The organism is Streptomyces sp. NPDC001292 (genome assembly GCF_042896465.1).
In the GTDB taxonomy this organism is placed as follows: domain Bacteria; phylum Actinomycetota; class Actinomycetes; order Streptomycetales; family Streptomycetaceae; genus Streptomyces.
Genome location: NZ_JBIAXG010000003.1, coordinates 42,652 through 55,735 on the forward strand (window position 1 = coordinate 42,652; position 13,084 = coordinate 55,735).

Consider the following 13,084-nt stretch of genomic DNA (forward strand, 5'->3'; position numbering starts at 1 on the left):
GCCGCGGGAGAGGAGCACGCTGGACGTGGGCGGCTCCGCGTCGTAACGTCGGGCCGGAGTCGCACAACTAGCGGTGCTAGGTTTCAGTTGCCGTTGCCGGAGGGTGTCCTCATGTCCTCGCAGTCGTCCCCGTTGCCCCCGTTCGACCCCGCCGACCCCCTCGGGATCGACGACCTGCTGGACCCGGAGGACCTGGCCGTCCGCGACACCATGCGGCAGTGGGCCGCCGACCGCGTTCTGCCCCATGTCGCCGAGTGGTACGAGAAGGGCGAGCTGCCCGTCATCCGGGAACTGTCCCGCGAGCTCGGGACCATCGGCGCCCTCGGCATGTCCCTGACCGGATACGGCTGCGCGGGTGCCACCGCCGTCCAGTACGGGCTCGCCTGCCTGGAGCTCGAGGCCGCCGACTCCGGCATCCGGTCCCTGGTCTCCGTGCAGGGCTCGCTCGCCATGTACGCCGTCCACCGGTTCGGAAGCGAGGAGCAGAAGCAGAGGTGGCTGCCCCCCATGGCCGCCGGCGAGGTGATCGGCTGCTTCGGGCTCACCGAGCCCGACCACGGCTCCGACCCCGCCTCGATGCGCACCCACGCCAAGCGTGACGGCACCGACTGGATCCTCAACGGCCGCAAGATGTGGATCACCAACGGCTCCGTGGCCGGCGTCGCCGTCGTCTGGGCGCAGACCGAGGACGGCATCCGCGGCTTCCTCGTGCCGGCCGGCACCCGCGGGTTCTCCGCCCCCGAGATCAAGCACAAGTGGTCCCTGCGGGCGAGCGTCACCAGCGAGCTGGTCCTGGACGAGGTACGGCTGCCCGCCGACGCCGTACTGCCGGAGGCCACCGGGCTGCGCGGACCGCTCGGCTGTCTGTCACACGCCCGCTACGGCATCGTCTGGGGCGCCATGGGCGCGGCCCGCTCCAGCTTCGAGGCCGCCCTCGACTACGCGACGACGCGCGAACAGTTCGGCAGGCCCATCGGTGGCTTCCAGCTCACCCAGGCCAAGCTCGCCGACATGGCGGTCGAACTGCACAAGGGGATTCTGCTCGCCCACCACCTGGGGCGGCGCATGGACGCCGGCCGCCTGCGTCCCGAGCAGGTCAGCTTCGGCAAGCTCAACAACGTACGAGAGGCGATCGAGATCTGCCGCACGGCGCGGACGATTCTCGGGGCGAACGGGATCTCCCTGGAGTATCCCGTGATGCGCCACGCGACCAACCTCGAGTCGGTGCTCACCTACGAGGGCACCGTCGAGATGCACCAGCTCGTGCTGGGCAAGGCGCTCACCGGGCTCGACGCCTTCCGGTGAGCCCCGGACGGGGCAGGGCCGGTGAACGGCCCTGCCTCAGCTCTGGTTGAAGAACCCGTCGGAGCGGTGCACCGCCGGGTCCCCGTTGACGATCTCGGTGTCGGCCGGGGACAGCAGGAACACCCGGGTGGACACGCGGTCGATGGAGCCGCGAAGACCGAAGACGAGCCCGGCCGCGAAGTCGACCACGCGCTTGGCGTCGGAGGATTCCATGGCTGTCAGGTTCATGATGACGGGCACGCCCTCCCGGAACAGCTCGCCGATGGCGCGGGCGTCCCGGAAGCTGTCCGGGGTCACCGTGCCGATCCGGCGGCCCTTGTCCTCTGCCGTGTCCGTCGCCACCTTCACCCGGGGATCGGTGACCCAGGCGTCCCCGGACTCGGTCCCCTCCGTGTAGTCGTCGTCGTAGTAGCGCTCGTCATCGTTGTCGTCGACGAGGCCGAGCCACGCACTCGCCTTGCGTACCGATCCCATGGACGCCTCCTCTCACAGCGGTCTTTTCTGCATTCCGCATCCCTATGGTCATCCATGATGCTGACAACGCGCCAAGTGAACAGACGCCGCACGGGGGGTTTGTGACGGTACTGGTGCACGGCGAATACGTCGAGAGCCCGTGTGCCCCAAGGGTTCTGCCGTACACGGCTGCTGACGGGGAGTGAAATATGATTGTCCTCGGCACATGGGTGATGGACGGTGCGTACGGGTGAACGAAGTGGTCGGTACGATGCCGCGACTCAACGTCCTGCACACCAAGGGGGATGGTCGTGTTCGGAATCGTCAGGCCCTGCCGCCACCGGCTCGGGGAAAGGCTCGGCGCCGAGTGGATGGCCCACTTGTGCGGGCTGTGTCTGGCCCTGCGTGGTGACCACGGGCAGTTCGCGCGGATCGTGACGAACTATGACGGGCTGCTCATCTCGGTCCTGACGGAGGCTCAGGTCGAGAAAGCCGGCCGGGCCGGTGGCCTGCGGCGCACCGCCGGGCCGTGCCCGCTGCGCGGGATGCGCGCCGCCTCCGTCGCCCTGGGCGAGGGGCCGCGACTCGCGGCGGCCGTCTCGCTGGTGCTGGCCTCGGCCAAGGTGCGCGACCACGTCGCCGACGGCGACGGACTGCTGGCGCGCCGGCCGGTGGCGCTCGCCGCGCGCCGGGTCGCCGACAACTGGAGCCGGGCGGGCGCCCGTACCGGGGCCGGTGTCGGATTCGACACCGCCGTCCTCCTGGACGCGGTGGACCGGCAGACCGGCATCGAGGCGCTCGCGGGCCCCGGGACGCCGATCCTGGTCGTCACCGAGCCGACCGAGACCGCGACCGCCGCGGCCTTCGCGCACACCGCGGTCCTCGCCGCGCGGCCGGGCAACGCGGCTCCGCTCGCCGAGGCCGGGCGCCTGTTCGGGCGGCTCGCGCACCTTCTGGACGCCGTGGAGGACCGCGAGTCCGACGCCGCCACCGGCGCCTGGAATCCGCTCACCGCCACCAGAACGCCGCTCGGCGAGGCACGCCGGCTCGCCGACGACGCGGTGCATGGCATCCGGCTCGCCCTGCGCGAGGTGGAGTTCAGCGACGGACAACTCGTCCATCGACTGCTCGTGCACGAACTCCGGCGCTCCGTCGACCGCGCCTTCGGTACTGGGTCCTGCGGGCACGCGCCCGAGGAGGCCTTCGGCCCGCCGCAGGGGCCGTACGCCCCGCAGGCTCCGTACGATCCGAACCATCCCGACCACCCGTACGCCGGGGGCGGTGAGCCGCCGCGGCCCGGCGGGCGCGGATTCTGGGCGGGGTGCGCGGCGGCCGTCGGGCTGTGCTGCACCTGCAAGGTGTGCTGCGCCAACGAGTTCGAGGGTCCGTGGTCGCGCAAGAAGCGCTCGGGCTGCTGCAACTGCGACTGCTCGTGGTGCGAAGGCTGCGACTGCTGCGAAGGGTGCGAGTGCTGCGACGGCTGCTCGTGCTGCGACTGTTGACCGGGGCCGCGGCCGGCCGCCCACGGGCTACGGGTCCGGGCGGTGGGCGGCGGGGTTTGGCCGCCGGGCCGCGCATGGAAGGGCTCATCTCATGATGGACCTATCCGACCAGTGGAAGCAGGGGTGCGGGCACCGTACCGAGACGGTGCCCGCGCCCCGCGCCCCGCTCGCCCGGACCCGCGCGTACGGGCTCGGGGACTATTCGGAGCGTCGAATTCCGGACATCCCCCGAGCCTGGACGGCCGAGGGCGAAGCGGGCGCGGTCACCGCTGCCGAGGCGGACGAACCGACCGTCGGTGAGCGGCCTTTCGGCGGCCGGATGCGGCTCGCCGCCGGCGCCGGACCGGCGTCGGCCCCCCGGGCCGACCTGGGCGAGTGCCCGGCCGGACGGCGCCGCGAGGGCATATGGGGTGCGGGGGCCACGACGTCGTGACAGCGCCGGGAGGGCGCGCCCGGCCGAGGCCGTCTTCCCGCCGATGACCGCACGTCAATTCGACCTGATCACGCACAGTTCACTCGAAGCGCTCATGGTCGCACGGCCGAAAGGCGCCCTTGTGCCGACCGGTCGTTCGGCCGAATACTCCCCCACAGCGCTTGTCAGGGGCACAGCATGTTCGGAATCCGAACAGTCGTCCCCTGACTGCGCCTCACGGGCCCCGACCCCACGCGGGCCCCCGACTTCCTTTGTGGAGGAACGAAAAGTGAGGATCAAGCGCACCACCCCCCGCGGCGGCATCACGAGACGGACCCGGCTGATCGCCATCGCCTCCGGCCTCGTGGCCGCAGCCGCGTTCGCGGTGCCCAGCGCGAACGCGTCCGACACCCCCACCACCTTCAGCGCGGCCCAGCTCGCCAAGACGAGCGACTCCGTGCTCAAGGCCGACATCCCGGGTACGGCCTGGGCGGTCGACAGCAAGACCAACCGGGTTGTCGTCACCGTCGACAGCACGGTCTCCCAGGCCGAGATCGCCCGGATCAAGCAGCAGGCGGGGGAAAACTCCGGCGCCCTGACCATCAAGCGCACCCCGGGCAAGTTCACCAAGCTGATCTCCGGCGGCGACGCCATCTATGCGAGTAGCTGGCGCTGCTCGCTGGGCTTCAACGTCCAGGACAGCAGCGGCAACTACTACTTCCTGACCGCCGGCCACTGCACCGACGGCGCGGGCACCTGGTGGTCGAACTCCTCGCACTCGACCACGCTCGGCAGCACCGCCGGCTCCTCCTTCCCCGGCAACGACTACGGCATCGTGCGCTACACCAACAGTTCGGTGACCAAGTCGGGCACCGTCGGCAGCGTGGACATCACCAGGGCGGCCACGCCGTCCGTCGGCACATACGTCACCCGGCGCGGCTCCACGACCGGCATCCACAGCGGCTACGTCCAGGCGCTCAACGCCACGGTCAACTACGGCGGCGGGGACATCGTCTACGGCCTCATCCAGACGAACGTCTGCGCCGAGCCCGGCGACTCCGGCGGCCCGCTGTACTCCACCAACGGCACCGCCTACGGTCTGACCTCCGGCGGCAGCGGGAACTGCTCCTCCGGCGGCACGACCTTCTTCCAGCCGGTCACCGAGGCGCTGAGCGTCTACGGCGTCCACGTCTACTGAGGTTCCCCCGCCGGGCCGTGATCCACACGGCCCGGCATCCGCCCCGCGCTCGACAGCGAAGAGCCCCCGTACGCAACCGGCGTGCGGGGGCTCGCCCTTGGGTGCGGCGCGGGTTACGGTCGAAGGACCGTGAGCCGGCGCGCCCGCGTCGGATTGGGGGGCCGTGATGATCGAGGAACTGGTGACGGCGGGGGTGGCGCTCGCGGCCGCCGGAGCGGTGGGCCTGATGGCGGCGGCGCGGGTCGTCAAGCAGTACGAGCGGGGCGTGGTGTTCCGCCTCGGCAGGCTGCGTCCGCAGGTGCGCGGCCCGGGGCTCACGCTGATCGTCCCGTTCGTGGACCGGCTCCACAAGGTCAGCATGCAGATCGTGACGATGCCCGTGCCGGCGCAGGAGGGCATCACCCGGGACAACGTGACGGTGCGTGTGGACGCGGTCGTCTACTTCAAGGTGACCTCGCCGGCCGAGGCGCTGGTCCAGGTGGAGGACTACCGCTTCGCGGTCTCGCAGATGGCGCAGACCTCGCTGAGGTCCATCATCGGCAAGAGCGAACTGGACGATCTGCTGTCCGACCGCGAGAAGCTGAACCAGGGCCTGGAGCTGATGATCGACAGCCCGGCCGTGGAGTGGGGCGTCACGATCGACCGGGTGGAGATCAAGGACGTGTCGCTGCCCGAGACGATGAAGCGGTCCATGGCCCGGCAGGCGGAGGCCGACCGTGAGCGCCGGGCGCGGGTCATCAACGCGGACGCGGAGCTCCAGGCGTCCAAGAAGCTGGCCGAGGCCGCCCAGCAGATGGCCGACACGCCCGCCGCGCTGCAACTGCGGCTGCTCCAGACGGTGACCGCGGTCGCCGCCGAGAAGAACTCCACCCTCGTTCTGCCCTTCCCGGTCGAGCTGCTGCGGTTCCTGGAGAAGGCGCAGCAGCAACTGCCCGCCGCGGCGGCCCCGGCGTCCGAGCCCCGGGTGGATCCCGCGCCCGGGGGGTCGAGTTCGAGCCAGGGCTAGACCTCGCGGAACGTGGGCAGGTCGTCCGCACCTGGTGTTTGCGCTGTGAATGTTGCGTGAACGCCTCTGTGGTGACTTTGGACGGCAGGCCGATACGCAGGGGGAGTACGCCGGTTGACGTACACGCGTCCAGAGCTCGACCTTGTGTGCTCCCTGGGGGCATCGGAATAGTGGGCGCCGTTCAACCGCCTTCCGGCTCGTCGGGCCCCCAACTGCCTCGCGGGCCGATCCCCCCACAGGAGGACGTCAGTTGAAGCATCGACGCATACCCGGACGCCGTGCGGCCGCGGCGGGTGCGGGCATCGCCGCCCTGATCGCCGCGGGAGTCACCTTCCAGAGTGCGAACGCCAGTGAACCCGCGAAGGCCCCCGAGGTCCGGACCCTTTCGTCCGCGGCGGCCGGAAAGCTCGCCTCGACGCTCGTGCGGGACCTCGGCGCCGACGCCGCGGGCACGTACTACGACGCCAAGACGAAGAGCCTCGTGGTGAACGTGCTCGACGCGAGCACCGCCGAGACCGTCGAGCGGGCGGGCGCCACGGCGAGAGTCGTGCGGAACTCCCTCGCCGAACTGGCCGGCGCCCGCACCACGCTGGAGAAGGGCGCGGCCATCCCCGGCACCTCGTGGACTACGGACCCCGTGACCAACAAGGTCGTCGTCACCGCCGACGGGACGGTCTCCGGGGCCGAGTGGGCCACGCTGAGCGAGGTCGTCGACGGGCTCGGCGCCAAGGCCGAACTCAGGCGGTCAAAGGGGGAGTTCAAGCCCTTTGTCGCGGGCGGTGACGCGATCACCGGCGCAGGCGGCCGCTGCTCGCTCGGCTTCAACGTGGTCAAGGACGGCCAGCCGTACTTCCTCACCGCCGGCCACTGCACGGAGGCGATCTCCACCTGGTCGGACGCCGGCGGCGCGGTGATCGGCGAGAACGAGCGGTCCAGCTTCCCGGGCGACGACTTCGGTCTGGTCAGGTACACCGCGGGCGTCGACCACCCGAGCGCGGTGAACCTCTACAACGGTTCGACGCAGACGATCACCAGGGCGGGCGAGGCGACCGTCGGCGAGAAGGTGACCCGCAGCGGCTCGACGACCCAGGTGCACAGCGGTACGGTCACCGGTCTGAACGCCACCGTGAACTACTCCGAGGGCACGGTCAGCGGCCTGATCCAGACCGATGTGTGCGCCGAGCCCGGTGACAGCGGCGGCTCCCTGTTCGACGGCGACACCGCGATCGGCCTGACCTCCGGTGGCAGCGGCGACTGCGCCTCGGGCGGTGTGACCTTCTTCCAGCCGGTCACCGAGGCCCTCTCGGCGACCGGAGCCCAGATCGGCTGACTCCCGGCCCGGCCTCCCCGAAGCCGACGAAAGCCCCGCCCTCGCGAGGGCGGGGCTTTCGTGTGGCCGTCGCGTCCCTCGCACTCCGGGCGCCGGGTGTTTGCGCAGGTGGGACACGCTCGAACGGATGTCGCACAGACGTTCGGAAATTGGTTTATGGTGGGGGTGGGAGAGATGGGAACGGATGTTCGATAGCTTAGAGTGCGGGAGGTGCGGATGCCGGACTTCACGCATCTGCACACCGTCTCCGGGTTCTCCCTGCGCTACGGCGCCTCGCACCCGGAGCGGCTGGCCGAGCGCGCCGCGGAGCGGGGCATGGACGCGCTCGCGCTCACCGACCGCGACACCCTGGCCGGCTCGGTCCGCTTCGCCAAGGCCTGCGCGGCGGCGGGTGTCCGCCCGCTGTTCGGCGTGGAGCTGGTGGTGGAGACCGCGGAGCCCGTACGGCGGGACCGGCGCCGTACCCCCGTGCGCGGAGGCGCCTTCGTCGACGAGTCGGCTCCCCGCGCCACCTTCCTCGCCCGCGCCGGCGCCCGCGGCTGGGCCGATCTGTGCCGCCTGGTCACCGCCGCCCACTCCGGGCTCACGGCGTCACGCGAACAGGGGGGACCCTCCTCTCCGGGCACCCCGCTGCTGCCCTGGCCCGGCAACCACGCCGACGGCCTGACCGTCCTGCTCGGCCCCGACTCCGACGTCGGCCGCGCCCTCGCCGCCGGCCGCCCCGACCGGGCCGCGAAACTCCTCGTGCCCTGGCGTGAGACCTACGGCGACGCCCTGCGCCTGGAGGCCGTCTGGCACGGTCGCACGGGCACCGGACCCGGCTCGCTGCGCCTGGCCGCCCGCACCGTCGGCTTCGCCGCCGAGCAGCGGATCCGGCCCGTGCTCAGCAACGCCGTCCGGTACGCCGACCCGGGCCAGGGCCCGGTCGCCGACGTGCTGGACGCCGCCCGCCGGCTCGTCCCCATCGACCCGGCCAAGGAGCTGGACTCCGGTGAGGCCTGGCTGAAGGAGCCGGACGCCATGCTGCGCGCGGCCGAGCGAATCGTGGAGGCCGCCGGCTTCCGCCCCGAGGCCGCCCACCGTCTGCTGGAGCAGACCCGGGCCACGGCCGCCGCGTGCCTGGTCGACCCCGAGGACGACCTCGGCCTGGGCACCGTCCACTTCCCCGAGCCGCACCTCGTCGGCGCCGGCCGCCGCACCGCCCAGCGCGTGCTCGCCTCCCGGGCGGCGGCGGGCATGGTGCTGCGCGGCTATGCCGGCCGCCGGGACTACTGGGAGCGGATGCACCGGGAGCTGGACATCATCGCCCACCACGGCTTCGCCACCTACTTCCTCACCGTCGCCCAAGTCGTCGACGACGTACGGAAGATGGGCATCCGGGTCGCCGCCCGCGGCTCCGGCGCCGGCTCCCTCGTCAACCACCTCCTCGGCATCGCCCACGCCGACCCGGTCGAGCACGGGCTGCTGATGGAGCGCTTCCTGTCCAAGCGGCGCACGGCCCTGCCCGACATCGACATCGACGTGGAGTCCGCGCGCCGGCTGGAGGTCTACCGCGAGATCATCGGCCGGTTCGGCACCGAGCGGGTCGCGACCGTCGCCATGCCGGAGACGTACCGCGTACGGCACGCCATCCGCGATGTCGGGGCCGCCCTGTCCATGGACCCCGCCGACATCGACCGCATCGCCAAGTCCTTCCCGCACATCCGCGCCCGCGACGCCCGCGCGGCACTCGACGAACTGCCCGAACTCAGGGAGCTGGCGGGGGAGCGGGACAGGTACGGCAGGCTGTGGGAGCTGGTCGAGGCCCTGGACGCCCTCCCGCGCGGGGTCGCCATGCACCCCTGCGGGGTCCTGCTCTCCGACGCCTCCCTGCCGTCCCGTACGCCGGTCGTGCCCACCAGCGGCGAGGGCTTTCCCATGTCCCAGTTCGACAAGGACGACGTGGAGGACCTCGGGCTGCTCAAGCTGGACGTGCTGGGCGTGCGGATGCAGTCGGCGATGGCGCACGCGGTCGCGGAGGTGGAGCGGACCACGGGGGAGCGGATCGACCTGGACTCCCTGCCGGACGGCGACCCGGCGACGTACCGGCTCATCCGCTCCGCCGAGACGCTCGGCTGCTTCCAGATCGAGTCCCCGGGCCAGCGCGACCTGGTCGGACGCCTCCAGCCGACCGGCTTCCACGACCTGGTCGTCGACATCTCCCTGTTCCGGCCCGGTCCGGTCGCCGCCGACATGGTGCGGCCGTTCATCGAGGCCCGGCACGGGCGGGCGCCGGTGCGCTATCCGCACCCCGACCTCAAGGAACCGCTGGAGGAGACGTACGGGGTCGTCGTCTTCCACGAGCAGATCATCCACATCCTGCACCTCATGACCGGCTGCGGACTCGACGAGGCGGACCGGGTGCGGCGCGGGCTGTCCGACCCGGAGTCGCAGGGGCGGATCAAGGTGTGGTTCGCGCAGCACGCGGCGGCGAAGGGATACGACGCGGAAACGATTCACCGCACCTGGGAGGTCGTCGAGGCGTTCGGCTCCTACGGTTTCTGCAAGGCGCACGCGGTCGCCTTCGCCGTGCCGACGTACCAGTCCGCGTGGCTGAAGGCCCATCATCCGGCCGCCTTCTACGCCGGGCTGCTCACACACGACCCCGGGATGTACCCGAAGCGGCTGCTGCTGGCGGACGCGCGGCGGCGCGGGGTGCCGATCCTGCCGCTGGACGTGAACAGGTCGGGAGTCGCCCACCGTATCGAACTGGCGTCTGAGTCGAAGCCTGGTTCTTCCGGAATGTGGGGACTTCGGCTGGCTCTCTCCGACGTGCACGGCATCAGCGAGGCCGAGGCGGAGCGGATCGCGGTCGGACAGCCCTACGCCTCGCTGCTCGACTTCTGGGAGCGGGCCCGGCCCAGCCGCCCGGTCGCCGCACGGCTGGCCCAGGTGGGCGCGCTGGACGCGTTCGGCGCCAACCGCCGCGACCTGCAACTGCACCTGACCGAGCTGCACCGCGGCGCCCGCGGCGCGGGCGGCGGCCAACTACCGCTGGCCGGCGGGAAGAAGACGGCCGCGGCCGGGCTCCCCGATCTGTCCGAAGCCGAACGGCTCAGCGCCGAGCTGGGCGTGCTGTCCATGGACGTCTCGCGGAACCTGATGGACGACCACCGGCGGTTCCTCGACGAGCTGGGCGTGATCCCGGCACGCCGGCTGCGCGAGGCCCGGCACGGCGAGACGGTACTGGTCGCGGGCGCCAAGGCGGCCACCCAGACCCCGCCGGTCCGGTCCGGCAAACGGGTCATCTTCACCACGCTGGACGACGGCACCGGACTGGTCGACCTCGCCTTCTTCGACGACTCCCACGACGCCTGCGCGCACACCGTCTTCCACTCCTGGCTGCTGCTGGTGCGCGGTGTGGTGCAGCGGCGCGGCCCGCGCAGCCTCAGTGTGGTGGGCGCCGCCGCCTGGAACCTGGCCGAACTCGCCGAACTGCGCGCCGAGGGCGGGCTCGACGAAGTGGCGGCGCGCCTGGCCGAACCGGCGCCGGAGGAGTCCGGCGACGGCGCCCCCGCGCGCGGCCGGACGATCCGCATGCCCACGGGGTACGAGATGCACCCCTGGGCCGATCTGCGTCCCGCGGGCGAAGGCCCGCCGGGTGGAAGGAAGTTGTGGCACCAGAGTCCGGGGAGTGCGGGATGACGGTTCTCTGCGTACGTTTCCAGCTGCCGTCGATGTACGAGGCCGCCCTGCCGGGGTTGCTCGGGCTCCTCGAGGAGTTCACCCCGGTCGTCGAGGCGCTGCCGCCGGACGGGGCGCTGGCCGATCTGCGGGGCGCCGAACGGTACTTCGGGCGCGGCGCGGTCGAGCTGGCGTCGGTGATCCGGGTCCGTGCCCTCGCGCTGCACGGGGTGGACTGCGTGATCGGCGCCGGGCCGGGCCCGATGCTGGCCCGCATGGCCCTGCGCGACGCCCGGCCCGGACTCACGTGCGCGGTGCCCGGCGAACCGGACGCCGTGGCGGGGTTCCTGGCCGAGCGGCCCGTCACCGCGCTGCCCGGCGTCGGCGCGGCGACGGCCCGCACCCTGGGCGAGTACGGCCTCGACACCCTGGACCGGGTCGCCGCCGCGCCCCTGCCGACCCTCCAGCGCCTGGTCGGCGCGAAGGCCGGCCGCGAACTGCACGAGAAGGCGAACGGGGTCGACCGGAGCCGGGTCGTACCGAACGCCGTCTCCCGGTCCCTGGCGGCGGAACGCCCCTTCGACCGGGACGAACTGGACCCCGACCGGCACCGCAGGGCGCTGCTGTCGGCCGCCGGAGAACTGGGCTCCCGGCTGCGCGCCCTGGGCAAGGTCTGCCGCACCCTGACCCTCACCGTGCGCTACGCCGACCTCTCCCACTCTCGAACAGGCTCGGGCGGGGGGACCACCATCGGCACCATCCGCAGCCGCACGCTGGCGGAACCGACCGCGCATTCGGCCGCGCTGACCGGGGCCGCGTACGCCATGTACGAGGCCCTGGGCCTCCAGCGTGCCCGGGTCCGCGCGCTCGTCCTGCGCGCCGAGGGCCTCGGGTCCGCCGAACAGGCCTTCCAGCAACTCACCTTCGACCCCGTCGACGAGAAGGCCCGCCGTATCGAGGAGGTCGCGGACCGCGCGCGAGCCCGGTTCGGCCCGCGGGCGGTGATGCCGGGCGCGCTGGCCGCGTGACTCCCGTTGCCCATTGCCGGAAATCCGAGGTCGTGGTGACGTTCCGTCAGGAGCGTTATCACGACCTCGGTTCATCGCTGGAAGTTTTTACTGACGCGTAACTTCACACTTGGACTACTCGTCCGTAACTTGACGGGTGAACAGCATCCCGTGATCCGGATCACAGGGCGTAGTGCCGTAGCACCTCCCTTGAGCCGCAAGGAGATCACCCGATGCTGCCCTTCAAGCGCGCCCTCAGACCACTGGCCGCCCTGCTGCTGGCCGCCGCCCTCGCCACCGCCCCCGCCGCCACCGCTCAGGCGGCCGCTGCTCCCAGCGGGTGGAACAACTACAGCTGCAAGCCCTCCGCAGCCCACCCCCGCCCCGTCGTCCTCGTCCACGGCACCTTCGGCAACTCCGTCGACAACTGGCTGTCCCTCGCGCCGTACCTGAGGGACCGCGGGTACTGCGTCTTCTCCCTCGACTACGGCCAGTTACCGGGCGTCCCGCTCTTCCACGGCCTCGGCCCCATCGACAAGTCGGCCGAGCAACTGTCCGCCTTCGTCGACGAGGTGCTCGCCGCGACCGGCGCCACCAAGGCCGACCTCGTCGGTCACTCGCAGGGCGGGATGATGCCCCGCCACTACCTGAAGTTCCTCGGCGGAGCCGCCAAGGTGAACGCCCTCGTCGGCATCGCACCCGACAACCACGGCACCACCCTCAGCGGTCTCACCAACCTCCTGCCCTACTTCCCCGGCGCGAGCGAACTGCTCAAGGCCGCCACCCCCGGCCTCGCCGACCAGATCGCCGGGTCCGCCTTCCTCACCAAGCTCAACGAGGGCGGCGACACCGTGCCGGGCGTGCACTACACGGTGATCGCCACCAAGTACGACGAGGTGGTCACGCCGTGGCGCAGCCAGTACCTGACCGGCCCCGACGTGCGCAACGTCCTGTTGCAGGACCTGTGCGCGGTCGACTTGTCCGAGCACGTGACGATCGGCACGATCGACCGCATCGCCTTCCACGAGGTGGCCAACGCGCTCGACCCGGCGCACGCCACCGCCACCACCTGCGCCTCGGTCTTCAGCTGAGGTGGCTCAGGGCCTGCCCGGCCTGAGCCGCCGGACAGGCCCCGCGTTCAACCGGCCGCGTCAGCGGCCTCGGTCCGCCGCCGGCCGCGGCGCGCCGGCGGACCGAGGCGAACAGGG

General features: G+C 71.9%; 10 protein-coding genes. 9 read left to right on the forward strand and 1 reads right to left on the reverse strand.

Annotated features, from left to right (window positions below):
• The first annotated feature begins 111 nt into the window (after nucleotides 1-111).
• On the forward strand, nucleotides 112-1,305 hold the full coding sequence (locus tag ACFY4A_RS05030) for an acyl-CoA dehydrogenase family protein (RefSeq protein WP_390827993.1): 1,194 nt from the start codon (nucleotides 112-114) through the stop codon (nucleotides 1,303-1,305).
• Between the two features lie 36 nt (nucleotides 1,306-1,341).
• On the opposite strand, the gene ACFY4A_RS05035 is transcribed toward ACFY4A_RS05030, so the two are convergent.
• Nucleotides 1,342-1,779: a cell division protein SepF gene (locus ACFY4A_RS05035; protein WP_390827994.1), complete on the reverse strand. Its 438-nt coding sequence runs from the start codon at nucleotides 1,777-1,779 to the stop codon at nucleotides 1,342-1,344.
• A 290-nt stretch (nucleotides 1,780-2,069) separates the two neighbouring features.
• Here ACFY4A_RS05035 and ACFY4A_RS05040 point away from each other — a divergent pair, with 290 nt between their 5' ends.
• The 8 genes from ACFY4A_RS05040 to ACFY4A_RS05075 all read left to right on the forward strand — a co-directional run bounded on the left by ACFY4A_RS05040 (nucleotide 2,070) and on the right by ACFY4A_RS05075 (nucleotide 12,967).
• Nucleotides 2,070-3,260, forward strand: coding sequence for a DUF5685 family protein (locus tag ACFY4A_RS05040; RefSeq protein ID WP_390827995.1), 1,191 nt, complete (start codon nucleotides 2,070-2,072; stop codon nucleotides 3,258-3,260).
• Nucleotides 3,261-3,351: 91 nt separating this feature from the next.
• A complete protein-coding gene (locus ACFY4A_RS05045) occupies nucleotides 3,352-3,693 on the forward strand; it encodes a hypothetical protein (RefSeq protein WP_390827996.1) in 342 nt (113 codons plus the stop codon).
• Between the two features lie 268 nt (nucleotides 3,694-3,961).
• Nucleotides 3,962-4,870 carry a S1 family peptidase gene (locus ACFY4A_RS05050; RefSeq protein ID WP_390827997.1) on the forward strand — a complete coding sequence of 303 codons (909 nt, stop codon included), beginning with the start codon at nucleotides 3,962-3,964 and terminating at the stop codon, nucleotides 4,868-4,870.
• A 166-nt stretch (nucleotides 4,871-5,036) separates the two neighbouring features.
• Nucleotides 5,037-5,876: a slipin family protein gene (locus ACFY4A_RS05055; RefSeq protein WP_390827998.1), complete on the forward strand. Its 840-nt coding sequence runs from the start codon at nucleotides 5,037-5,039 to the stop codon at nucleotides 5,874-5,876.
• A gap of 250 nt (nucleotides 5,877-6,126) precedes the next feature.
• Nucleotides 6,127-7,206, forward strand: coding sequence for a S1 family peptidase (locus ACFY4A_RS05060; protein WP_390827999.1), 1,080 nt, complete (start codon nucleotides 6,127-6,129; stop codon nucleotides 7,204-7,206).
• A 216-nt stretch (nucleotides 7,207-7,422) separates the two neighbouring features.
• Complete coding sequence (locus ACFY4A_RS05065; RefSeq protein WP_390828000.1) at nucleotides 7,423-10,890, forward strand: DNA polymerase III subunit alpha; 3,468 nt, start codon at nucleotides 7,423-7,425, stop codon at nucleotides 10,888-10,890.
• Nucleotides 10,887-11,897 carry a hypothetical protein gene (locus ACFY4A_RS05070; protein ID WP_390828001.1) on the forward strand — a complete coding sequence of 337 codons (1,011 nt, stop codon included), beginning with the start codon at nucleotides 10,887-10,889 and terminating at the stop codon, nucleotides 11,895-11,897. Before ACFY4A_RS05065 ends, ACFY4A_RS05070 begins: the two co-directional genes overlap by 4 nt.
• Nucleotides 11,898-12,109: 212 nt before the next feature.
• Nucleotides 12,110-12,967, forward strand: a complete 858-nt coding sequence (locus tag ACFY4A_RS05075) for an esterase/lipase family protein (RefSeq protein ID WP_390828002.1) — start codon at nucleotides 12,110-12,112, stop codon at nucleotides 12,965-12,967.
• Nucleotides 12,968-13,084 lie beyond the last annotated feature (117 nt).